Genomic DNA, 22,622 nt, shown 5'->3' on the forward strand with positions numbered 1-22,622 from the left:
GGCCCGGCGCAAAGGGCATGCCTGCCCTGCTGCATCCACCGGGACCGCCTCGGCGTAGTACCCGGGGCATGAGGGATGGTGGTCGATGCGCTTGCGACGAATGCTGACGGCGCTGCTGCTGGCGGCCGGCCTCGGCGGCTGTTCCGGCGCCGATGTGCTGAACGCCCTCGCCTCAGGCCGCGGCGTCGCCGCCACCCCGGACATCGCCTATGCGGAAGGCCCCGGCCACCGCCTCGACCTCTACACGCCGGCAACCCCCGCCCCCGGCGCCCCGGTGGTGGTCTTCTTCCACGGCGGCGGCTGGGAGACCGGGTCCCCCGCCGACTACCGCTTCCTCGGCACCACCCTCGCCCGGCATGGTGTCACCGCCGTCATCGCCGGCTACCGGCTGTATCCCGCGGTGCGCTACCCGTCCTTCCTCGAGGATGCGGCGCTGGCGACGCGCTGGGCGCGGGACCATGTGGCGGGCGGCGGCCGGGTCTTCGTCATGGGTCATTCCGCCGGCGCCTATATCGCCGCCATGCTGGCGCTGGACGGGCGCTGGCTCGGCGCCGTCGGGATGCAGCCGGGGCGGGATCTCGCCGGCTTCGTCGGCCTCTCCGGCCCCTATGACTTCCTGCCGCTGGAGAGCGAGACGCTGAAGACCATCTTCGGGCCGGAGGACCAGCGGCCGGATACCCAGCCCCTCCGCCACCTCGGCCCCGCCGCGCCGCCGATGTTCCTCGCCACCGGCTGCGCCGACACCACCGTGCTGCCGGCGAATACGGCGCGGCTGGCGGCGGCGCAGCGGGCGGCGGGGGGCATCGTGACGGAGCGCAGCTACCCGCTGCTCGGCCGCCCGCTGGTGCATGAGCTGACCATCGGCGCCTTCGCCGGCGTGCTCGGCTTCGTCGCCCCGGTGCGGGCGGAGGTGCTGGCCTTCCTGGCCGATCCCGCCGCACCACCGCCCCCGCTGCAGCCCTGCCCGGCCGCCACCGGCTAGGTGGGCATCGCCCGCCGCAGGGTGCCGCAGAGCACCACCATGCGGGCGATCGCATCGCCGCTGAACCGGTCGATCGCCGCCCGCACCGCCGGCCGCTGCGCCTCCGGCAAGGACACCGCCGCTGCCGGGTGCAGCCCCGCCGCCCGCGATTGCGCCAGCGCCAGTACCTCGGCGATTGTCGCCGGCAGTCCTCCCAGCGGCGCCAGCTGCGCCCAGGCGAGCGCCAGGTAGGGCGGCCAATGCGCCAGGGTCCGATACATGCTGGCGAGGATCGGCTCCGGCCCGGCGCCGAGGCCGTTCAGCCGCAGCACCAGCGCGGCGGTCTCCGGCGCCATCGCCTCCAGCCGCAGCAGCGGCGGGAGCGGGATCGCGGCCTCCGGCGGCACCGCCGGGCCGGCCGGGGCCGCCTGGCCCGCGCCGCCATCCAAGGCCTGACGCAGCACCGCCAGCGCCACCAGCGCCATCGGATTGGTCCGCTCGTAGGCATCCAGCACGGCGGTGATCCGCGCCTGCGCCGTCGCATCCAGCCCGGCTGCCGCCAGCACCTCCGGCGGGAGCACCGGCACGAGCGGCAGCCGCCGCGCCGCCCGGACCGCCGCCGCTTCCCGCGCGATGCGGCCATCCACGTACAGCGGCCGCACCGCCCCCCAGGCCCAGGGCAGCGCCCCGGGGAGGGTGGCGAGGTGCCGCCAGATCAGGTTCACCACGCCGACGCCATAGACCGCGCGGATATCGGCAAAGATCGCCGCCGTCTCCCCGGTCGCCGAGGCCTCGGCGACGGCGGCGACCGGGTCGCTCACGCCCCGAAGCTGGGCGCGCTGCGGGCGAGGCCGCCGAACAGGTCCAGCATCCGCTCCCGCCAGGCGTGCACGGGATCGCCGGCCTCCAGCAGCGGCAGCGGGCTGACGCTGCGCGGCCACATCAGCGTGCCGAAGGCGGCGAAATCGCCGTAGTCCGGCGCGACGCCGCCGAGGAATGCCTGCCCCCGCAGCACCATCCGCAACGGATGCAACAAGGCGCGGAATTCGGGCAGCTTCGCCTCCCGCCCCGCGGTCACCTCGGCGAGCTTCATGCCGAAGCGCTTCTCCCGGCTCTCGATGAAATAGGCCGCGTCCGCCGCCCCCAGCAGCGGCGGGATGTCGGAGACGATGAGCTTGGCCAGCGCCGGCAGCAGCACCGCATCGCACCAGGTGGGGTTAAAGCGCTGGCTCTCGGGCGGCCCCTGGAACAGCTTCGGCGCCTCCGGATAGGCCTCGTCGAGGTAGACCGCGATGGCCCAGCTGTCGGTCACCGTGCGGTCGCCGTCCACCAGAACCGGCACCTTGTCGTAGTGCGCGAAGGCCAGCGCCGCGGTATCGGTGAAGCGCCAGGGCACCACCTCGGCCTCCAGCCCCTTGTGCGCCAGCGCCATGCGGCTGCGCCAGCAATAGGGGCTGAAGCGCCGTGCCGGATCGGTGCCGCAGAGCTCGTACAGCTGGCGCGCCATGGCTCTCTCTCCCTCGATGCCGGCGGACGATACCGGCGCCCTTGGCCAACGCAAGCGCCTCCCCCATAGTCCCGGAAAAGGGGAAGGAAACGCGCCATGGCACATCCGCAGGCCGGCAGGCTCGCTGGCAAGGTCGCCTTCATCACCGGCGCCGGCACCGGCATCGGTCGCGCCACCGCCGAACTGTTTGCCCGCGAGGGCGCCCGCGTCGTCATCGCCGAGATCGACGCGTCGAGCGGCGAGGAGACCGCGCATCGGATCGCTTCCGCCGGCGGCGAGGCCATCGCCATCCCGACCGACGTGCGCGAGGCCGACAGCCTGCAGGCCGCCATCCGCCAGGCCGTTGCGCATTTCGGCCGGCTCGACGTGCTGCACAACAACGCCGGCGGTTCCACCTTGCAGGACTCCGACGTGGTGAATGCGCCGATCGAGGAATTCTGGCGGGCGATCACGCTGGACCTCTTCGGCACCTTCCTCGGCTGCCGCTTCGGCATCCCGGAGCTCATCCGCTCTGGCGGTGGCGCGGTCATCAACATGGCCTCGGTCGTCGCGCTGATGGGCTTCCCCGGGCGGGACTGCTACACCGCGGCCAAGGGCGGCATCGCCGCGCTGACCCGCTCGCTGGCGGTGGAATACGCGCCGCAGAAGGTGCGGGTGAATGCCATCGCCCCCTGCGTGACCCTGACGGATCGCGTCAACGGCCTGCTCGCCGGCAACGAGGGCGTGCGCAAGGTGGCCGAGGCGCATCTGCTCGGCCTCGGCCAGCCGATGGATATGGCACAGGCGGCGCTCTACCTCGCCTCCGACGAAAGCCGGATCATCACCGGCCATATCCTGCCGGTCGACAGCGGCATCGTCACCGCCTGAACAGGAGCCTCCCATGGCCAATACCACGCATATCGGCTTCATCGGCCTCGGCCAGATGGGCGCGCCCATGGCCGAACGGCTGCTCGCCGAGGATGTGACGCTCCATGTCCACGATCCGCGGCCGGAGGCGATGGCACCCTTCGTCGCCCGCGGCGCCATCGCCTGCGCCAGCCCGCGGGCGGTCGCCGATGCGGCGGCGGTGATCTTCGCCTGCCTGCCCAACGGCAAGGTCAGCCAGGCCGTCGCCTCCGGCGCGGAGGGAATCATCGGCGGCGGCGCGGTCCGCCTCTACGCGGAGATGTCCACCATCGGCAAATCCACCGTCGCCGGCATCGCCGCGACGCTGGCGGAACGCGGCATCGCCATGGTCGATGCGCCGATCAGCGGCGGCCCCGCCGGCGCCCGCAACGGGACACTCGCCATGCTCGCCGCCGGCGCCCCGGCCGCGGTGGAGGCGCTGCGCCCTTGGCTGCTGCGCATCGGCCGCCAGGTCTTCGTCCTAGGCGAGCAGCCGGGCCAGGCGCAGGTGATGAAGCTGGTGAACAACCTGATCTTCGCCGCCAACATGGTCTCGGCGCTGGAAGGCCTGTCGCTCGGCGCCAAGGCGGGCCTCGATGCCGATACCATGCTCGAGATGCTGAACGCCGGCACCGGCCGCAGCATGGTCAGCGAGCATATCATGCCGGAGGTGCTCTCCCGCCGCTTCGCCTTCGGCGCCACCATCGCGGTGGTGGACAAGGATGTCTCGCTGGGCCTGGCCGAGGCTGCGGCGCTGGATGTCCCGATGTGGGGGCTGGAACAGGCCGCCAGGGTCTGGCGCTTCGCCGCCAGCCAGGGCGCCGGGGCTGACGACATCTCCGAACTGGCCCGGGTGATGGAACGCTGGGCGGGGGCCGAGATCCGCAGCGGGGACTAGGCCGTGACCAGCGCTGCCAGCGCGGCGCGCACCTCGGCCACCTCCAGCCCCGCCAGCGGCGCGTGGCGCAGCACCGCCACCGCCCGGCCGCGCGGGGCGCAGAGCGCCGGGTCGCTGTCGTCACCGAACAGCGCCAGGGTCGGGCAGCCGGCGGCGGCGATCAGATGCGTCGGTCCGGTGTCGTTGCCGATGGCGAAGGCCGCCCGCCGGGCCACCGCGCCCAGCTGCACCAGGCTGGTCCGCCCGGTCAGGTCGATGCAGCCCGGCATCGCCGTGGCCAATGCCGCCTCCGCCCTGCTTCCCACCACCGCCACCGGCAGGCCGAGCCCGGCCGCCAGCGCCGCGAAACCCTCCACCGGCCAGCGCTTGCCCGGCCGCCCCGGCGAGGCGCCCGGCACCAGCAGGGCGAAGCGCGCCGGCAGGCCGAGGCCGGCGATGTCGTCTTCCAGCCAGTCCAGTGCCGGCGCGGGGAATTCGGTGATCCCGGCGACCTCCAGCTGTTCCCGCTGCCGTTCCACCGTATGCAGCAGGTCCCGCCCCGGATTGGCATGCGGGTGGCTCGCCCCGGGGGCGATGCCGGACCATTCGACCCGGCCGGGCAGGAGGCTGCGGTAGCGCGAGGAGCGCGCCGAGGTCTGCAGGTCGTAGACCCTGGCGAAGCCCGCCCCGCGCAGCCGCCGCGCCAGCCGCCACACCGCGCCGAGGCTCGTCCAGGCCGGCCGCCCATCCTCCCACACGTCATCGAACCAGGGGCTGCGCCGGGCCAGCGGCGCATAGGGCGGCGTGGTCAGCAGGGTAATGTGCGCGCCGGGATGATGCGCCCGGATGGCAGCGAAGGGCCCGAAGGCCTGCACGAAATCGCCGAGGGCGGCGAGCTTGATGACGAGGATGCGTTCGGTCACGCCGCCCTCGGCCTGTTATGGGCGCGGCTCCGCCGCGGGAGGGCAGCGAGCTTGATGACGAGAATACGTTCGGTCACACCAATTCCCGATAGACCGCCAAGGTCGCGTCCTGCATCGCCCGCGTGCTGTAGCACGCCAGCACATGCGCCCGCGCCGCCGCGCCGATCGCCGCGCGCGCCGCGTCCGGCATCGCCAGCACCCGGCCCAGCGCCGCGGCCAGGGCCGCCGCATCGCCCGGCGGCACCCGCCAGCCGGTGACGCCCTCCGCCACCGTCTCGCGCGGCCCGCCGAGATCGGCCGCCACCACCGCGCGGCCCATCGCCTGCGCCTCGATCACCGTGCGGCCGAAGGCCTCGGCATCGGTCGAGGCATGCACCACCACATCCGCCAGCAGCAGCGCCGAGGCCATGTCGTCGACATGGCCGACCAGCCGTAGCCGCCCCGCCACGCCCAACGCCTCGGCCCGCGCCGTCAGCTCCGCCCGGAAGGCCGAGCCGCCATCGCCGACCAGCACCGCCATGGCATCGCCGCCGAGCTTCGCCAGCGCCTCGACCAGCACCAGCTGGCCCTTCCAGCGGGTCAGCCGGCCCGGCAGCATCACCACCGGGCGGCCCTCCGGCAGGTGCCATTCCTCGCGCAGCGCCGCCAGCCGCTCCGCCGGCACCAACCCCGGGTCGAAGCGCCGCGGATCGACGCCGCGCGGGATGATGCGGATGCGCGCGGGGTCGGTGCCATGCGCCGCCCGCAGGTGGGCCGCGATGTGCTCGCTGATGGCGATCACTCGCTCGCCCCGCGCCATGACCGAATTGTACCAGCGCTTGCCGGGATAACCGGCGTTGTAGGTGCCGTGATAGGTGGTGACGAAATGCGCCCCCGTCCGCCGCGCCGCCAGCAGCGCCGACCAGGCCGGCGCCCTAGAGCGCGCATGGATGATCGAGACCTTCTCCACCGTCACCAGCTTCACCAGCGATGCCGCGTTGCGCCAGACGCCAAGCGGCGATTTCGCCTTCAGCGGCAGGGTCACGTGGCGCGCGCCCAGCCGTTCCAGCCGCCCGACCAGCGGCCCGCCGGCCGAGGCGACCAGCGCCCGGCCGCCGGCGCCGACGATCGCCTCGGCGATCTCCAGCGTCCCCCGCTCCACCCCGCCCGAGACCAGGGCGGGCAGCACCTGCAACACCGTCGGGAAGCTCATGCGGGAAGCGGCACCGGCGCGGCGATCCCGGCCGCCTGGGCGCGCGCCGCCAGCATCGGCGGGATGGAGGGGTGCAGCGCCACGCCCTCAGCCAAGGCCGCGCTGCGGCGCTGCCAGGCGCGTTCCCCGGGCAGGCGCGGCGCCGGGCCGCCCTTGACCGGCGGGTTCGTGTGCACCGCATCGGCCATCCAGCCGCTTTCGCGGAGGAAGCCCTCGGTGCCGCCGAAGCGGGCCGGGTCGATCACCAGCACCAGCACGTTGGCGCCCCAGCCGCCGGGATTCTCCGCCCGGCCCTGGCCGGAAAGCCCGGAGGTCAGCGCCTCCACCAGCAGCCCCAGGCCGAAGCCCTTGTGCCCCGCCGCCATGCCGCCCAGCGGCAGCAGGGTGCCGGCCGGGTCGGTGAAGAAGGCATTGGGGTCCGCGGTCGGCGCGCCCTCCGCGTCCAGCAGGGCATCGAAGGGGAAGCGCGTCCCCTCCCCCCGCCGCCGCGCCGTCATCCCATTGGTGGTGATGGACATCGAGACGTCGATCATCACAGGCCCGTCCTTGCCCGGCCAGCCGGCCGCCAGCGGGTTCGGCGTGATCACCCGCCGCGTGCCGCCCCAGGGCGCGACCGAGGCCGTCGCCGGGTCCGAGGACCAGACCTGCATCACCTGCCCCCGCTCCACCACCCGCGGCAGATAGGCGGCCAAGCAGCCGATATGATGGCAGCGGCGGATCGAGACCGCCGCCAAGCCAAACACAGCCGCCCGGGCCGAGGCCAGATCCCCCGCCTGCCGCACCAGCCAGGGCCCCGGCAACTTGCGGCCGTCCCAGGTCTCGACGACGGGCGTGCCGGACAGCACCTCCGGCTCCCCCTGCCCCAGCATGTCGCCGCTGGCCAGGCCATCGAGGTAGGGCGGCAGCAGCGCCAGCCCATGGGTGTCGTGGCCCATCAGGTCGCCCTCGACCAACACCTCGGCGACGGTGGCGGCCTTGGCCGGCTCCATGCCGCCGGCTTCGAACAGGGCGGCGGCGAAGCCGGTCAGGGCGGCAGGGGCGTAGCGGGTCATGCGGGCCTCGGCGAGGGTGGGGGTCGTTCGTCGACCGCGCCCCCGGTTTCGTCAAGCCAAGCCGGGTGTAGGATCGGCCCGGGGGAGACCAAGCGGATGATCGAGGACGCCATTGCGGCCCGTTGGCAACAGGCGGCGGCGGAGGATGCGGTGCTGGCCCGCTGGTGCCGCGGCGCCGCGGCGCGCTGCGTCATCCGGATCGGCGGCCGCGCGCTGGCCTTCCCCCTCGGCGCCGGCGGCCCGGAGTTCAGCCTCTCGGCCCCCAAGGCGGTCTGGGACAAGGTCCTGCAGCCGATCCCGCCGCGGCACCACCATTCGATCTTCGCGCTGCGGATGCGGGTGCCGGAATTCGTCCTCGGCGGCGATGAGCTGGCCTTCATCCAGCACTGCCGCCCGGCCCGCCGCCTGCTCGAGATCGGCCGCTGGATCCGCGCCGGGAACGCCGGCCCTACCCCCGCCAGCCTGCGCCCGGCCCTGGCGGAGCCCCCGCCCGCCGAGATCACCGGCCGCTACCTCCCCGTCCATGCCGATGGCACCGACTGGCGGATCCATGCCGAGAGCGCCGGCACCGGCCGCGACCTGCTCTGCCTGCATACCGCCGGCGCCGATGGCCGCCAGTTCCACCGGCTGATGGCCGATCCGCGCCTCACCCGTGACTGGCGGCTGACCGCCTTCGATCTGCCCTGGCACGGCAAGTCCCCGCCGCCTCCTGGGTCGCAGCCGGGCGACTGGCGGCTGACGACGGACCGCTACGTCGAGATCATCATGGGCGTCATCCGCGCCGCCGGGCTGCACCGGCCCGTGGTGCTCGGCGCCTCCATGTCCGGCGAGATCTGCTTGGAACTGGCTCTCCGCCACCCGGAGGCCTTCGGCGGCATCATCGCCTGCGAGGCCAGCGCCCATATCGAGGGCCGCAAGACGGGCTGGGCCGAGCACCCGCAGGTCGACCAGATGGTCTTCACCCCCGAATGGATCGAGGGGCTGGTGGCCCCCCAAAGCCCGGCCGCCTGCGCCACCGACGTCTGGTGGCACTACAGCCAGGGCGGCCACGCCACCTTCGCCCGCGACATCGATTTCTACAGCGGCGAATGGGACGCCCGCGACCGCGTCCACCGCATCGACACACGCCGCTGCCCGCTGTTCATGCTGACCGGCGAATACGACTATTCCTGCACCGCAGAGCATTCCGCGGCGACAGCCGCGCTCATCCCCGGCGCGCGCTTCGCCATGATGCCGGGGATCGGGCACTTCCCCTTCGCCGAGAACCCGCCGCTCTTCGCCCGGCACCTGCTGCCGGTGCTGGACGAGTTGCGCGGCTGATCAGAGGCCGAGGCGGCGCCGGAAGGCCTCATCGCGCATCGAGGCATCCTCGCCCTGCATGTCGTCGGCAGCCTTGGTGCAGAGGTACAGCAGGCCGCTGACCGCATGCGCCACCGGCGAGAGCTCGGCGCGGGGGATCTTGCTGATGACGTTCATCCCCGAGGCCCGGATCTTCACCTGCATCTCGGTATCGATGGTGCCCGGGGAGAAGCCGAAGATACGGATGCCCTTGCCGGCGGTCTCCAGCGCGATCGCCTTGGTCAGCATCGCCAGCCCCGCCTTGCCCGAGCAATAGGCGCTCCAGCCCTCCAGCGGCCGGTAGGCGGCACCGGAGGAGATGTTCACCATGGTCCCGCCGCCGCCCGCCAGCAGCCCCGGCAGCACCGCCCGCACCACGTTGTAGGCGCCCACCAGGTTGATGGTGATGTTGCGCGCCCAATCGCCTGGGTCGGAGACGGCGATCTCGGCGATCGGGTCGATGACGCCGGCATTGTTGATGAGGATGTCGAGCCCGCCCAGCTTCGCCCGCGTCGCCGCCACCACCGCCTCGACCGCGGCGTAGTCCGCGACGTCGCAGGCCATGGATTCCGCCCGGCCGCCGGCCGCGACGATGCCGGCCGCGACAGCACCGATCGCCGCCGCATCCCGCGCCACCAGCATCACCGCCACGCCCTCGGCCGCCAACGCCCGGGCGATGCCCTCGCCGAGGCCGCGCCCGCCGCCGGTGACCAAGGCCACCTTGCCCGTCAATTCCGCCATGCCCGTCTCTCCCCTGTCATTTCGGCGCCGCCGGGTACCAGTAGTCCGGCTCCGGCCGCTGCCAGCCCGGTGCGGAATACCGCACCTCGATCGTCGTGGTCAGGCTGCCCTCGGTCTCGTAATAGGCGAACTGGCTGCCGAGGTAATTCCCCTCCATGACCGGCGGCCAGCCGCGGGCGGTGAATTCCGCCGTGGTCTCGGCCAGGGTCCGGTCGCCGTAGTCCACCATGACATGGTGGATGCCCTCGCCATGGTCGCGCAGGAATTCCTGGTAGATCGAGGGCCCCTCCAGCGGCTGGATCAGCTCCCACATCATTTCGTTGGTCCAGGCCAGCGCCAGCTTCATGCTGTAGGGCGTCTCGATGCCGCGGATGCGCATCCCCGTCAGCTTCGGCGGCGCATAGGTATAGACCCGCCAGGGCCCGACCCCGAGCCTGTTGGCATATTGGTCCAACGCCTTGTCCAGGTCGCGGACCACGATCCCGACCTGGGTGATGTTCTGCACCAGCGGCGCCATGGCCCCCTCCCTCTCGGCAGCCTCTTGAAGCCGGGCCGCCCCGATGGTCTACCACCCCCATAGCGGGAGGCGAATATGGCAGGCGTTCTGGATGGCAAGGTCGCGCTGGTGACCGGCGCGGGGAAGAACATCGGCCGGGCGATTGCGCTGCAACTGGCCAAGGACGGCGCCACGGTGGTGGTGAACGGCCGCTCGGACCTGGCGGCGATCCAGGCGGTGGTCGCCGAGATCAATGCCCTTGGCGGCCAGGCCCTGGCGCAGCAGGCCGATGTCTCGGACGAGGCCGCGGTCGCCCGGATGATGGCGGCGATCGAGTCCAGCCTCGGCGGCGTCGACATCGCGGTGCTGAACGCCGGGCTGCGGCGGCAGACGCCCTTCCTGCAGATGGAATTGGCGGAGTGGAAGGAGATCCTCTCGGTCGCCCTCGACGGCGCCTTCATCCTCTCCCGCGCGGTGGCGCCGCAGATGATCAGGCGCGGCGGCGGCGCCATCGTCGGCCTCTCCGGCATCTCGACCCATGTCGGCACGCCGAACCGGGTGCATGTCTCCGCCTCAAAGTCGGGGCTGGAGGGGCTGATGCGGGCGCTGGCGGTGGAGCTTGCGCCGCATGGCATCCGCTGCAACAGCGTCTCCCCCGGCAGCATCGACACGCAGCGCGGCGCCTCCGCCGGCGCCATGCCGGCGACGCTGGCCGAGCGCGGCATCCCGCTGCAGCGCAAGGGCTCGGTCAAGGAGATCGCTGGCGTGGTGCGGATGCTGGTCGGGCCGGAGGGCGGCTACGTCACCGGCCAGACCATCCATGTGAACGGCGGCGCCTTCCTCACCTAAAGCAGGTCCTCCATGATCCGGGAGGAAAGTTCGCGCAGCCGCGGCACGATGCCGCGCTGCCGCCACTGGTGCAGCTCGATCGGCCGCCCGCGGGCGAATTCGCGTGCCAGGATGCGTTCCAGCGCCTGCGCCGTGTCCCGTCCCAGCACGATGGCATCCACCTCGTTGTTCCAGGCCACGCTGCGGTAATCGAGGTTCGAGGAGCCGATGGCCGACCAGACGCCATCGACCACCGCGACCTTGCCATGCAGCACGCCATCGCCGATCTCGTGGATCCCGACGCCGGCCTCCAGCAAGTCGTCGTAGGTGCCACGCTGCACATCCAGGGCCTGCGGGCTGTCGCTGACATGCGGCAGCAGCAGCCGCACCTTCACCCCGCGCCGTGCCGCCGCCCGCAGCGCCCGCCGCTGCTGCCAGGTCGGCACGAAATAGCCGGTACAGAGCCAGAGGCTGCTGCGCGCCGCGGCGATCGCGGTCAGCAGGGTGACGTAGTAGCGCGGCCGCTTCTCCCCAGGCGCGCTGCCCAGCATCCGGATGCGCGCCGGCCCGGGCGAGGCCAGGACGGGGAACCAGTTGCGCGGGGGCAGCGCCTCGCCGTGCTCCTTCGCCCAGGTTTCGAGAAAGAGCGTCTGCATGGCGCCGACGGTCGGCCCCTCGATGCGGATGGAGGTATCGTGCCAGCAGGCGGCCTCGGTATCTGGCTCCGGTGCCCCGGTGCCACAGGGATTCTCATAGACATGGTCTAGGTTGATCCCGCCCATGATTCCGAGGCGGCCATCCACGATCAGCATCTTGCGGTGGTCCCGGTTGTTCGGCCGCCAGCCGGTCTTCGCCGCGGTCGGGTCCAGCGGATGGAATTCCAGCGTCCGCGCGCCGGCCGCCCGCAACGGCCCAAAATCGCTGCCGAGCGAGCCGTAGCCGTCGTGGATGATGGTCACCGCCACGCCCTGCGCCAGCTTCAGCAGCAGCAGCCCGAACAAGGAAGGCCCCTCGGTGCCGGGGATGCGGACATCCTGCAGGATGTAGAATTCGAGGTTCACATGGTCGGTCGCCCCGGCAATCGCGCGGAAGGCCGCCTCGAACATCGCCACCCCGCCATCCAGCACGTCGACCTTGTTGCCGGCCAGCAGCGGCGCGCCATCGAGCTGCTCGACCAGCAGGGCGTGCCGCTCCATCGGGTCCTCGGGACCATCCGGCAGGACGGGGATCCGGGCGCAGGCGGCGAGTGCCGGCAGGCCGGCCAACACGGCCCGCCGGGTGGTACGGGAATGGGTCATCCCGGCCCAACGCGGCCCGCCCGCTTCGTTTCATTTCAGCAATACGCGAGCAGCCTCCAGCTCCTCCGGCGTGGCCGCCACGCCGCGGCGCCGCAGCGCCGCCGAGACCGCCGGTGACGCGGTGAGGACGCAGAGCGGCACCGCCAGCAGCAGCCCGGCCGTCCAGGGCAGCGCCCACCAGGCCGCCCGCGCCGCCGCCGCCAGCAGCAGGGCCAGGACCAGCGCGCCGAAGGCGGCATGCGGCCAGAGCAGCCGTGCCGCATCCGCCCAGCCCACGCCGCGGTCCGCCCGGTTCTGCGGCGCCCAGCCGGGCTTCACCCCGAAGGGCAGCGCCGCCAGGAACATCGCTTTGTTGAAAATGCTGACGGGGTCCAGCAGGGTGGTGAAGGCCAGCTCCGCCACCGCCCCGCGCAGGAAGGCCCACCGCCCGCCGTAGCGCGCCGCCAGCTCGGTCTTCAGCAGCACCTCGGCATATCCCACCAGCTTCGGCGCATGCAGCATGGCCCAGCTTGCCGCCATCAGCAGCGCCAGCCAGCCGCCGGGGGTCGCCGCGCCGCCGCCGCCCGCCACGTTCAGCACGGCGAAGACCAGCACGCCGACCCAGAGCGGCGCGCCGAGGAACAGCAGGATCGCCTGGGCCAGCTGCCAGCGCCCCATCCAGGTCATCCCCGGCAGGCGGAAGAGCGCGAAATACTGCATATTGCCCGCCGCCCAGCGCAGGTCGCGGGCCATGAATTCCGGCAGCGCCGGCGGGTTGCCCTCCATGCTGCCGGCCTCCTCCGGCAGGCAGCAGACCTTCCAGCCGGCGGCATGCAGCCGCACCGCCTCCACCTGGTCATGCGACAGGATGGGGCTGCCGTCCGGCAGCGCCTCCAGCCGGCAGTGGCGGCGGAAGGGCTCGATGCGGAGGATGGCATTGTGCCCCCAGTAGGGGCCATCGCCGCCCTGCCACCAGTCCTGGCCGGTCGCCCAGCTCCGCATCCCCGCCCGCATGCCGAATTGGAACAGCCGCGGGAAGGCCGCCGTCGCCGGCCGCCCGACGATGAGCTGCTGCAGGATCGCCAGGCGCGGGTCGGCCTCCATGCAGGCGACCAGCCGCAGCACCGCCGCCGCCGTCATCTCGCTGTCGGCATCGAGGCTGAGCATCAGCGCCGCATCGCCGGCATGGTGGTCGAGGAAGTCCATGACGTTGCCGGCCTTGAAGCCGGTATTGGCCTCCCGCCGGCGGTAGCGCACGGCCGGGTGCGTGGCGCGGAAGGCGGCGATCGCCGCCTCCTCCGCCGCCACCGCGGCCGGGTCCTGGGTGTCCGAGAGCAGCCACAGGGTGAAGCGCTCCGCCACCCCGGCCGCGGCCAGCCCCTCCAGCAGCCGGGCCAGCGGTGGCAGCACCTGCTGCATGTCCTCGTTGCGGATGCAGACGGCGATGGCCGTCCGCAGGATGCCGGTAGCGGGCCTAGCCCGCAGCACCGCGGCCGGCGGTGCGGGGGCCCGCAGCAGGATCGCCCCGCCGACCAACGCATTGCCGGCGCAGAGCGCGGTCCAGGGGGCGGTGCCGGAGAAGCAGGCCAGCAGCAGCACCTCCCACGGAGTCCAGCCGCCCGGCGCCAGGGTGCGGACCGCCAGCCAGAGCAGCAGCGACGTCAGGGCGAGGACGAGCAGGGCGAAGCCCAGGCGGCGGATCGGCATGGAGACAGCCTAGCGCGCCGGCATGGCGAAATTGGGAAGCGCGAGCCGCCCTCTCCCCTGGCTTGCGCTTCGGCCCCGCTGTCCCGAGACTGCTGGAAAAGCTTGGGGGAGAAGCGACCGCAATGGTCTATGATACCATCATCGTCGGCGGCGGCTCGGCTGGCTCGGTCCTGGCCAACCGGCTCTCGGCCCGCAGCAGCCACCAGGTCCTGCTCTGCGAGGCCGGGCAGGACACGCCGCATGGCAAGGTCCCGCCGGAGATCCTCGACAGCTACCCCGGCACCGTCTACTTCGACCCGCGCTTCCACTGGAACGCGCTGCGGGTGCAGACCCAGGTGGTGCAGCACAACGCGCCCGAGGCCACCCGCCCGCCGCTGCGGAAGTACGAGCAGGCGCGGGTGCTGGGCGGCGGTTCCTCCATCAACGGCCAGCTCGCCAATCGCGGCGCCCCCTGGGACTACGACGAGTGGGAGCAGCGCGGCGCCACCGGCTGGAACTGGGAGAGCTGCCTGCCCTATTTCCGCAAGGTCGAGCGGGACATGGACTTCACCGGCCCCTTCCACGGCAACGAGGGCCGCATCCCGGTCCGCCGCATCTTCCAGGATCTCTGGAACCCCCATGCCAAGGCCGCCGCCGCCGCCTTCGAGGCCGCGGGCTACCCCTACCTTGCCGACCAGAACGGCGAGTTCAAGGAGGGTCATTTCCCCATCACCATCTCCAATGCCTACGACCGCCGCGTCTCGGCGGCCATCGGCTACCTCGACCCGGCGACCCGGCAGCGGGAGAACCTGACCATCTCGACCAGCACCACGGTCGAGGCGCTGCTGTTCGAGGGCAGCCAGTGCACCGGCATCCGCGCCCGCGTCGCCGGCCGGCTGCAGGAATTCCACGCGAAGGAGGTCATCCTCTCCTGCGGCGCCATCCATTCCCCGGCGCATCTCATGCGCGCCGGCATCGGCCCGGTCGGCCATCTGAAGGAGATGGGCATCGAGGTCCGCGCCGCGCTGCCCGGCGTCGGCCAGGGGCTGATGGACCATCCCTCCATCTCGCTCTCGGCCTTCATCCACCCGGAAGCCCGCATGCGCGACCTGACGCGGCGGCACATCCTCGTCGGCATGCGCTATTCCTCCGGCATCGGCGAGGCGCCGCCCTGCGACATGTTCGTCGCCGCCGCCAGCAAATCCGCCTGGCATGCGGTGGGCGAGCAGGTCTCCGCCATGGTGCTCTTCGTGAACAAGACCTTCTCCGAGACCGGCCAGGTCCGCCTCGCCTCGCGCAGCGTCGCCGATGAGCCGCAGGTGGAGTTCAACCTGCTGTCCGACCGCCGCGACATGGAGCGGCTGATGGACGGCTTCCGCCGCCTCGGCGCCATGCATCTCAGTGGCCCGCTCACCGAGGTCACCAGCAACCCCTTCCCCGCCAGCTATACCGACCGCGTGCGCAAGATCGGCGTGGTCAACACCAAGAACCGGCTGATCACCAAGGCCGTCGCCGCCCTGCTCGACGGCCCGGCCTCCCTGCGCAAGGCGCTGATCGAGAAGGTCATCGTCGAGGGCTACCGCTTCGAGGAGGTCATGGCCGACGACGACGCCGCCGAGGCCTTCATCCGCGGCGCCGTCATCGGCGTTTGGCACGCCTCCTGCTCCTGCCGCATGGGCGCCGAGGGCGACCCGATGGCGGTGGTCGATCCCGCCGGCCGGGTGCGCGGCATCGACGGGCTGCGGGTGGTCGATGCCTCCATCTTCCCCGTCGTGCCCTGCGCCAATACCAACTTCCCCACGCTGATGACTGCCGAGAAGATGGCCGATGCCATCATCGCCGGGCACTGAGGATGAACGCCATGGAAGACGCCGACTACGTGATCCTGGGCGGCGGCTCCGCCGGCTGCGTCCTCGCCGCGCGCCTCTCGGAGGACCCGGCGGTGAAGGTCGTGCTGCTGGAGGCCGGGCCCTGGGACCGCAACCCCTGGATCCATATCCCGATGGGCTTCGCCCGCCTCTACGTCACCCGCAAGTACGACTGGAACTACCAGACCGAGGCGGAGCCCGAGCTGGGCGGCCGTAGCGTCTACTGGCCGCGCGGCCGGGTCATCGGCGGCTCCGGCAGCGTCAACGGATTGGTCTTCCTGCGCGGCAGCCCGCGCGACTACGACCGCTGGGCGCAATCCGGCGCCCGCGGCTGGTCGCATGAGGAGTGCCTGCCCTATTTCCGCAAGCTCGAGAACTTCGCGGGCGAGGCCAGCGAGTACCGCGGCAAGGACGGCCCGGTCCGGGTCGGCGAGGTCCCCGCCCCCTCCCCCGGCTGCCGTGCCTTCGTCGCCGCCTGCGAGCAGCTCGGCTTCGCCCGCAACCGCGACAACAACGGCGAATGGTTCGAGGGCGTCGCCCCCAACCAGCTCAATGTTCACAAGGGCCGCCGCTGGAGCCCTGCCGTGGCCTATCTCCGCCCGGCGCTCGGCCGGCCGAACCTCGTCGTGCATACCGAGCAGGTCGGCCAGCGCATCATCCTCGAGGGCAACCGCGCCGTCGGCGTCGCGGTGCGCGGGCCGGATGGCGTCGAGCGCATCCATCGGGCGAAGCGCGAGGTGCTGCTTTCGGCCGGCGCCATCGAGAGCCCGAAGATGCTGATGCTGTCGGGCATCGGCGACGGCGCCGCGCTGCAGTCCCTCGGCATCGAGACGAAGGTCCATGCGCCGGAGGTGGGGCGCAACCTGCAGGACCACTTCATGATCCGCTTCGCCTTCCGCACCAAGCCCTGCGGCACGCTGAACGAGTTCATGGCCAATCCGCTGAAGACCGCGCAGCTCGGCCTCGACTACGCGCTGCGCCGGCGCGGCCAGATGGCGATCGGCGCCTCGGAGGCCAGCCTGTTTGCCCGGGTCCTGCCCGGCTCCGAGGAGGCCGAGGTGCAGTACCAATTCGTCAACTACAGCCTCGACAACCAGGCGACCTCGGCGGCGGCGCTGTCGAAGCAGCCGGGCTTCACCTTCAACTTCTGCCAGTGCCGGCCGGACAGCCGCGGCGAACTCACCCTCCGCTCGCCGGATGTCGCGGACAAGCCGCGCATCCAGGCGAATTACCTGACCGCGGCCAGCGACGTCCGCATCATGCTGGAAGCGGCCAAGCTCGGCCGCCGCATCTCGCAGACCGAGCCCTTCGCCGGGCTGATCCGCACGGAGGACAGCCCCGGCCCGGCGACCGAGGGCGACGAGGCCATGCTGGACTACATCCGCCAGTCCGGCACCACCGTGTACCACCCCTGCGGCACCAACCGCATGGGCAGCGACGAGCGCAGCGTGGTCGATACCGATTTGCGCGTGCGCGGGGTGCAGGGCCTCCGGGTGGTGGATGCCTCGGTCTTCCCGCTGGTGCCGTCCTCCAACATCCACCCGGCGGTGCTGATGACGGCGGAAAAGGCCGCGGCCGCGATCCGGCGGGCCGTCTAGCCGCCCGGCGCCGGGGCGCGGCGGCTGGCGGGCGGCGCCGCGATGCCGCATGTTGCCCGCCCAGGGCCGCAGGAGGAACAGGCAGGATGGACGCAGTCGCATCGCGCTACGGCACGGCTTGGCCGAGCATCCGGGACCAGGTGAGCCCTGAGGAATGGCAGGCGCGGCTCGACCTCGCGGCCTGCTACCGGCTGGTCGACCGCTACGGCATGACCGACCTCATCTACAACCACATCACCCTGCGGATTCCCGGCACCGACCACCTGCTGATCAACCTCTATGGCCTCCTCTACAAGGAGATCACCGCGACCTCGCTCGCCCGGATCGATGTCGAGGGCAACATCCTCTGGAAGCCGGAGACCGACTACGGCATCAACAAGTCCGGCTACGTCATCCATGGCGCCATCCACAAGGCGCGGCCGGATGTGGCGGCGGTGATCCATACGCATACGCGGGCGGGGATGGCCGTCGCCTCGATGGAATGCGGCCTGCTGCCGCTGACCCAGACGACGATGCGCTTCGTCGGCCACCTCGGCTACCACGCCTACGAAGGCCCGGCGGTCGACCTGGCGGAGCGGGAGCGGATCGTCGCCGACCTCGGCCCGCATGACGCGCTGATCATGCGCAACCACGGGCTGCTGACCTGCGGCGCGACCCTGCCGCAGGCCTTCAACACCCTGTACCAGCTGGAGATGGCCTGCCGGGCGCAGGTGGATGCGATGGCGGCACGGACCGAGCTGACCATGCCCGGCGCCGAGATCCTCAAGCGCACCGCGCACCTCTACCAGCCGGGCACGCGACGGCCCTATGGCGTGCTGGAATGGCACGCGATGCTGCGGCTGCTGGAGGCCGAGCAGGCTTCCTCGGGCTTCCCGCCCTACTGGTCCTGATCCCGGCGCCGGCGTCAGGGCTTGATGAGCGTGCCGGCGCCGCCGTCGGTGAAGAGCTCGCGCAGCACCGCATGGGGGACGCGGCCGTCGAGGATGACGGCGCCCTTCACGCCGCGCTCGATGGCGTAGATGCAGGTCTCGACCTTCGGGATCATGCCGGCGGAAATCCAGCCGGCCTCGATCCCGGCCATCACCTCGGCGACCGTCATCTCCGGGATCAGGACGCCATCGGGGCCCTTCACGCCGGCGACGTCGGTCAGCATCAGCAGGCGTTCGGCGCCCAGCGCGCCGGCGATCGCGCCGGCCACGGTGTCGGCGTTGATGTTGTAGGTCTGGCCATCCTCGCCGACCCCGACCGGGGCGACCACCGGGATGATGTCGGCGCCGATCAGCAGCCGCAGCACCTTCGTATCGACCTCGGCCGGCTCGCCGACGAAGCCGAGGTCGAGCACCTGCTCGATCCTCGACTCCGGGTCGCGCACGGTACGGGTGACCTTGCGTGCCTTGATGAGCCCGCCGTCCTTGCCGGAGATGCCGACCGCGAGCGCTCCGGCGCGGGTGATGGCCTGGGCGACCTGCTTGTTCACCGGCCCGGCCAGGACCATCTCGACCACGTCGAGCATGGCGGCATCGGTGACGCGCAGCCCCTGCACGAAGGTGGACTGCACGTTGAGCCGCTTGAGCATGGCGTTGATCTGCGGGCCGCCGCCATGCACCACCACGGGGCTGACGCCGACCTGCTCCAGCAGCGCGATGTCGCGGCCGAAGCGGAGGGCGGTCTCCTCCTCCCCCATGGCATGACCGCCGTACTTCACCACGATGATCTGGTCGTCGTAGCGCTTCAGGAATGGCAGTGCGCCGGCCAGGGTCTTCATGGCATCGAGGGGATTGTCGGTCATCGGGCCGGCTCCAGCGGATGGCGCATTCGCTGTAGCGGAGATTGGGCGATTGGCAAGCCGGCCGATGCCGGGTTTCGGCGGCGGGCGCCGCCGGGCTGCCTCAGGCCGGCCGCGCCAGGGAGGCCATCTCGGCCCGCAGTTCCGGAATGCCGCCACCGGTATGGCTGCTGGTCACCAGCACCATCGGATGCCCCGCGGTATGCGACCGGGCCAGCTCCTCGGCCTCGGCGATGCGCTGCTTCAGCCACCAGGGCTTGGCGTCGTCGGCCTTGGTGACGACGATCTGGAAAGGCACCGCCGCATCGGTCAGCAATTCCATGGCCATGCGGTCGGCCGGCTTGGTCTCGATCCGGGCGTCCAGCAGCAGCAGGACCCGGCGCAGGGTGGGACGGCCGCGCAGGAAGTCGAACATCAGCCCCTGCCAGTCCTCCTTCACCGCCTTGGAGGCCTGGGCATAGCCATAGCCCGGCATGTCCACCAGGGTCAGCCGGTCGCCGAGGTTGAAGAAATTCAGCTGCTTGGTCCTGCCCGGTGTGTGGGAAACGCGGGCCAGGGCGTTGTGCCCGGTCAGCGCATTGACCAGCGAGGACTTGCCGACGTTGGAGCGGCCGCAGAAGGCGATCTCGGGGCCTTCCGCGGGGGGCAGCTGGTCGATCTTCTGCGAGGCGTAGAAGAACTCGCAGGGCTTGGCGAAGAGCAGCCGCCCGGCCTCGAGCAGGGCCGCGCGGTCCTGCTCGGTTCTCGCTTCCGAAAGTCCCCCCGCCAGGACGGCGGGGTGGACGGGGAGGAATTGGCCGGTCATCAGCCCTTCTTCGGTTTCGCCAGCGCCGGGGCGGCGGGGGCAGGCTTGCCGCCGCCGCGCTTGGCCTCGAGCGACATGATGTAGCGCTGCTGCGCAATCGACAGCAGGTTGTTCCACGACCAGTAGATCACCAGCCCGGCCGGGAAGCTGGCCAGCATGAAGGTGAAGATGATCGGCATCCACTGGAAGATCTTGGCCTGGATCGGGTCCGGCGGCTGCGGGTTCAGCTTCTGCTGGAAGAACATGGTGGCGCCCATGATCAGCGCCCAGGCCGGCATGTGCAGATAGTGCGTCAGCTGCGTCGGGTCGTAGGGGATCAGCCCGAAGAGGTTGAACAGGTTGGTCGGGTCAGGCGCCGAAAGATCGTGGATCCAGCCGAAGAAGGGCGCGTGCCGCATCTCGATGGTGACGAAGAGCACCTTGTAGAGGGCGAAGAAGACCGGGATCTGGATCAGGATGGGCAGGCAGCCCGAGGCCGGGTTGATCTTCTCGGTCTTGTAGAGCGCCATCATCTCCTGCTGCGCCTTGGCAGGGTCTTCCTTATGGCGCTCCCGGATCTCGGTCATCTTCGGACCGAGGATCTTCATCCGGCTCATGGACTTGTAGGCCTTGTTGGCGAGCGGGAAGAAGGCCGCCTTCAGGGCCACGGTGAAGATCAGGATGGCGACGCCGAAGTTGCCGATCAGCAGGAACAGCCAGTCGAGCGCGTAGAAGAAGGGCTTGGTCAGGAAGTAGAACCAGCCGAAGTCGATCGCCTTGTCGAAGTCGGGGATGCCGAGGTTGTCGCGGTAGGCATCCAGCAGCTTCACCTCCTTGGCGCCGGCAAACAGCCGGGTGCCGAGGACGGAGGTGGCGCCGTTGGCGACGCTGATCGGGCTGGTGGCGGCCATGTCGACCTGCCAGCGGTCCTCCGGCCCGCGCGGCCCGGCATCCGAGACGTGGCGGAAAGCGGTGCGGGTGCGGATGGCCGGGTTGGCCGGCGACAGGGCGGCGAGCCAGTACTTGTCGGTGAAGCCGGCCCAACCGGCGCCGGTCTCCTGGTCCAGCGCTACGCCATTGGCCTTGGCGCCGTCGCTCTTCGCGGTGGCGTAGGTGGCTTCCCGCAGCCGTCCGTCGAGCACGCCGACGAAGCCCTCGTGCAGGATGTAGAAGCCCTGGGTCGGCGGCGTGCTCTCGCGCCGGACCCGGGCCCAGGGCAGCAGCTGGACCGGCTCGGCGGCGGTGTTGCGGACCCGCTGCTCGGCGGTGACGAGGTAGTTCTCGTCCAGCGTCAGGGCGATCTCGAAGAGCTGGCCCTCGCCATTGTCCCAGCGCAGGGTGACCGGGGTGGCGGGGGTCAGCCGGGCGCCCGCATCCACGGTCCAGTCGGTGTCGTTGGCCGGGACCTTGGTGCGGCCATCGGTCGCGGTCCAGCCCCACTGGGCGTAGTAGGGGGCCGAGCCCTCCCGCGGGGCGAGGATGCGCACCAGCGGCGAGTTGCGGTCCACCGTCTCGTGGTAGTTGCGCAGCACCAGATCATCCAGCCGGGCGCCGCGGAGCGACAGAGTCCCCTCGACGCGCGGGCCTTCGACCGGCAGCCGGGCGGCCGGGGTCCGCGGCTCGCCGGCGGCCGGCGAGGCATCCGTCGGGGCGCGCAGCGGACCGGGCGGACCGGGCGTGGGGGCGGGCTGCTGGACCTGGGCGGCCTGCTGCTGCTGGGCCCGCTGGGCGTCCCGCGCCGGGCGGTTGAACATGTCGAAAAGCAGCAGGATGCCGATGGAAGCGGCAATCGCCACAAGGAGGCGCTTCTGGTCCATGGAACGGGGTCAGCCTTTCGGGACGGGCTGGATTGCGGCACCGGCCCCAGGAGAGAGGGGGACTGGGTCGTAGCCGCCGGGATGCCAGGGGTTGCAGCGGAGGATGCGGCGGCCGGCGAACCAGGCCCCGCGCAGGGCGCCATGGGTGCCGAGGGCTTCCAGCGCATAATCGCTGCAGGAGGGATAGAAGCGGCAGTTGCAGCCGAGCACCGGCCGCAGCGTGTACTGGTAGGCGAGGACCGCGCCCTTGAGCGCCCAGGTGCCGGGGTGCGGCGCACCGGCGGTCATGGTGCCGGATCCGCGGCCGGCCCGGCCGGGACCACGCCGATATGGCGCAAGGCGCCGCGCAGATCCGCCATGAGCTTGTCCCAGGGCCGGCTGCCGGTGCCGTCGCGGGCGATGAGCACGAGGTCCCAGCCCTGCGGCGGCGGAGCATCGGCCAGGGTCAGCCGGGCGGCGGCGCGCAGGCGGCGCTTGGCACGGTTGCGCACCACGGCGTTGCCGATCTTCTTGGTGGCGGTGAAGCCGACCCGCACCGGCCCCTCGGGCTGCGGCAGGGCCTGCAGCACCAGGGCTGGTCGCGCGGCCTTGCGGCCACGTCCGGCGACGCGGAGGAATTCGCTGCGCCGGGTCAGCCGGGAAAGGCGGCCCGGCATGCAGGGATCCCTCCGGATGCCTTAGGCGCTGAGCTTGCTGCGGCCCTTGGCGCGGCGGTTGGCCAGCACCTTGCGGCCGCCGACCGTCGCCGTGCGGGCACGGAAGCCATGCCGGCGCTTCCGGACGAGCTTGGAGGGCTGGTAGGTACGCTTCACGGCTCGGTCTCCGACAGGAAAACGCCCGGTTTCGCCAGACCCCGGAATGGGGCGGCGCTGCGCGGGCGGCCGGCGACCCTTGCGTGTGGGTCCCGGCGAAGGGAGGGACGTATAGGGAGAGGGATGGGGGCGCGTCAATCGGCCGCGCGTCCTCCCACGGTTTCGGCAGGCCGGACTGGTGCCGCGCCGCCGCA

The 22,622-nt window shown here is 71.7% G+C and carries 23 protein-coding genes; 8 read left to right on the forward strand and 15 right to left on the reverse strand.

Going from position 1 to position 22,622, the window contains the following annotated elements:
- The first annotated feature begins 85 nt into the window (after positions 1-85).
- Positions 86-982, forward strand: a complete 897-nt coding sequence (locus tag QWZ14_RS21765; protein WP_290319015.1) for an alpha/beta hydrolase — start codon at positions 86-88, stop codon at positions 980-982.
- Here QWZ14_RS21765 and QWZ14_RS21770 read toward each other — a convergent pair.
- Positions 979-1,782 carry a hypothetical protein gene (locus QWZ14_RS21770; protein WP_290319016.1) on the reverse strand — a complete coding sequence of 268 codons (804 nt, stop codon included), beginning with the start codon at positions 1,780-1,782 and terminating at the stop codon, positions 979-981. The genes QWZ14_RS21765 and QWZ14_RS21770 overlap by 4 nt on opposite strands.
- The gene (locus tag QWZ14_RS21775) at positions 1,779-2,468 is read right to left on the reverse strand and encodes a glutathione S-transferase family protein (RefSeq protein WP_290319017.1); all 690 of its coding nucleotides are present in this window, start codon (positions 2,466-2,468) and stop codon (positions 1,779-1,781) included. The genes QWZ14_RS21770 and QWZ14_RS21775 overlap by 4 nt, the downstream gene beginning before the upstream one ends.
- Before the next feature lie 96 nt (positions 2,469-2,564).
- On the opposite strand from QWZ14_RS21775, the gene QWZ14_RS21780 reads away from it, so the two are divergent.
- Positions 2,565-3,335 (forward strand): SDR family NAD(P)-dependent oxidoreductase, encoded by a 771-nt coding sequence (locus tag QWZ14_RS21780; protein ID WP_290319019.1) that lies wholly within the window; start codon positions 2,565-2,567, stop codon positions 3,333-3,335.
- Positions 3,336-3,348: 13 nt separating this feature from the next.
- On the forward strand, positions 3,349-4,251 hold the full coding sequence (locus QWZ14_RS21785) for an NAD(P)-dependent oxidoreductase (protein WP_290319020.1): 903 nt from the start codon (positions 3,349-3,351) through the stop codon (positions 4,249-4,251).
- On the opposite strand, the gene QWZ14_RS21790 is transcribed toward QWZ14_RS21785, so the two are convergent.
- From QWZ14_RS21790 to QWZ14_RS21800, 3 genes are all read right to left on the reverse strand, one after another.
- Positions 4,248-5,153 (reverse strand): glycosyltransferase family 9 protein, encoded by a 906-nt coding sequence (locus QWZ14_RS21790; protein WP_290319021.1) that lies wholly within the window; start codon positions 5,151-5,153, stop codon positions 4,248-4,250. The genes QWZ14_RS21785 and QWZ14_RS21790 overlap by 4 nt on opposite strands.
- Before the next feature lie 73 nt (positions 5,154-5,226).
- A complete protein-coding gene (locus tag QWZ14_RS21795) occupies positions 5,227-6,345 on the reverse strand; it encodes a glycosyltransferase family 4 protein (RefSeq protein WP_290319022.1) in 1,119 nt (372 codons plus the stop codon).
- Positions 6,342-7,397, reverse strand: a complete 1,056-nt coding sequence (locus QWZ14_RS21800) for an Ldh family oxidoreductase (RefSeq protein ID WP_290319023.1) — start codon at positions 7,395-7,397, stop codon at positions 6,342-6,344. The genes QWZ14_RS21795 and QWZ14_RS21800 overlap by 4 nt, the downstream gene beginning before the upstream one ends.
- Before the next feature lie 96 nt (positions 7,398-7,493).
- On the opposite strand from QWZ14_RS21800, the gene QWZ14_RS21805 reads away from it, so the two are divergent.
- Positions 7,494-8,717, forward strand: a complete 1,224-nt coding sequence (locus QWZ14_RS21805) for an alpha/beta fold hydrolase (protein ID WP_290319024.1) — start codon at positions 7,494-7,496, stop codon at positions 8,715-8,717.
- Here QWZ14_RS21805 and QWZ14_RS21810 read toward each other — a convergent pair whose 3' ends face one another.
- A complete protein-coding gene (locus tag QWZ14_RS21810; protein ID WP_290319025.1) occupies positions 8,718-9,476 on the reverse strand; it encodes an SDR family NAD(P)-dependent oxidoreductase in 759 nt (252 codons plus the stop codon).
- Between the two features lie 16 nt (positions 9,477-9,492).
- Positions 9,493-9,993 (reverse strand): VOC family protein, encoded by a 501-nt coding sequence (locus QWZ14_RS21815; RefSeq protein WP_290319026.1) that lies wholly within the window; start codon positions 9,991-9,993, stop codon positions 9,493-9,495.
- Between the two features lie 75 nt (positions 9,994-10,068).
- Here QWZ14_RS21815 and QWZ14_RS21820 point away from each other — a divergent pair, with 75 nt between their 5' ends.
- The gene (locus tag QWZ14_RS21820; protein WP_290319027.1) at positions 10,069-10,821 is read left to right on the forward strand and encodes an SDR family NAD(P)-dependent oxidoreductase; all 753 of its coding nucleotides are present in this window, start codon (positions 10,069-10,071) and stop codon (positions 10,819-10,821) included.
- Here QWZ14_RS21820 and QWZ14_RS21825 read toward each other — a convergent pair.
- Positions 10,818-12,098 (reverse strand): phospholipase D-like domain-containing protein, encoded by a 1,281-nt coding sequence (locus tag QWZ14_RS21825; RefSeq protein ID WP_290319028.1) that lies wholly within the window; start codon positions 12,096-12,098, stop codon positions 10,818-10,820. The two genes, QWZ14_RS21820 and QWZ14_RS21825, sit on opposite strands and share 4 nt — an antisense overlap.
- Before the next feature lie 30 nt (positions 12,099-12,128).
- Positions 12,129-13,784 carry a glucans biosynthesis glucosyltransferase MdoH gene (gene mdoH / locus QWZ14_RS21830; protein WP_290319029.1) on the reverse strand — a complete coding sequence of 552 codons (1,656 nt, stop codon included), beginning with the start codon at positions 13,782-13,784 and terminating at the stop codon, positions 12,129-12,131.
- Between the two features lie 122 nt (positions 13,785-13,906).
- Between mdoH and QWZ14_RS21835 the strand changes: the two genes are divergently transcribed.
- The 3 genes from QWZ14_RS21835 to QWZ14_RS21845 all read left to right on the forward strand — a co-directional run bounded on the left by QWZ14_RS21835 (position 13,907) and on the right by QWZ14_RS21845 (position 18,119).
- A complete protein-coding gene (locus QWZ14_RS21835) occupies positions 13,907-15,613 on the forward strand; it encodes a GMC family oxidoreductase (protein ID WP_290319030.1) in 1,707 nt (568 codons plus the stop codon).
- A gap of 11 nt (positions 15,614-15,624) precedes the next feature.
- Complete coding sequence (locus QWZ14_RS21840) at positions 15,625-17,229, forward strand: GMC family oxidoreductase (RefSeq protein ID WP_290319031.1); 1,605 nt, start codon at positions 15,625-15,627, stop codon at positions 17,227-17,229.
- Between the two features lie 86 nt (positions 17,230-17,315).
- On the forward strand, positions 17,316-18,119 hold the full coding sequence (locus QWZ14_RS21845; protein ID WP_290319032.1) for a class II aldolase/adducin family protein: 804 nt from the start codon (positions 17,316-17,318) through the stop codon (positions 18,117-18,119).
- Between the two features lie 14 nt (positions 18,120-18,133).
- Here the strand turns inward: QWZ14_RS21845 and argB are convergent, their stop codons facing one another.
- The 6 genes from argB to rpmH form a co-directional block, all read right to left on the reverse strand.
- Positions 18,134-19,018, reverse strand: a complete 885-nt coding sequence (argB, locus tag QWZ14_RS21850) for an acetylglutamate kinase (RefSeq protein WP_290319033.1) — start codon at positions 19,016-19,018, stop codon at positions 18,134-18,136.
- Between the two features lie 100 nt (positions 19,019-19,118).
- Positions 19,119-19,820 carry a ribosome biogenesis GTP-binding protein YihA/YsxC gene (gene yihA / locus QWZ14_RS21855; protein WP_290319034.1) on the reverse strand — a complete coding sequence of 234 codons (702 nt, stop codon included), beginning with the start codon at positions 19,818-19,820 and terminating at the stop codon, positions 19,119-19,121.
- A complete protein-coding gene (yidC, locus tag QWZ14_RS21860; RefSeq protein ID WP_290319035.1) occupies positions 19,820-21,616 on the reverse strand; it encodes a membrane protein insertase YidC in 1,797 nt (598 codons plus the stop codon). Before yidC ends, yihA begins: the two co-directional genes overlap by 1 nt.
- Before the next feature lie 9 nt (positions 21,617-21,625).
- A complete protein-coding gene (gene yidD, locus QWZ14_RS21865; protein WP_290319036.1) occupies positions 21,626-21,904 on the reverse strand; it encodes a membrane protein insertion efficiency factor YidD in 279 nt (92 codons plus the stop codon).
- Complete coding sequence (rnpA, locus tag QWZ14_RS21870; protein WP_290319037.1) at positions 21,901-22,272, reverse strand: ribonuclease P protein component; 372 nt, start codon at positions 22,270-22,272, stop codon at positions 21,901-21,903. The genes yidD and rnpA overlap by 4 nt, the downstream gene beginning before the upstream one ends.
- 21 nt (positions 22,273-22,293) lie before the next feature.
- On the reverse strand, positions 22,294-22,428 hold the full coding sequence (gene rpmH / locus QWZ14_RS21875) for a 50S ribosomal protein L34 (RefSeq protein ID WP_290319038.1): 135 nt from the start codon (positions 22,426-22,428) through the stop codon (positions 22,294-22,296).
- Positions 22,429-22,622: the final 194 nt, after the last annotated feature.

The sequence above is a fragment of the Paeniroseomonas aquatica genome, assembly GCF_030409335.1.
GTDB classification, from domain to species: domain Bacteria; phylum Pseudomonadota; class Alphaproteobacteria; order Acetobacterales; family Acetobacteraceae; genus Belnapia; species Belnapia aquatica.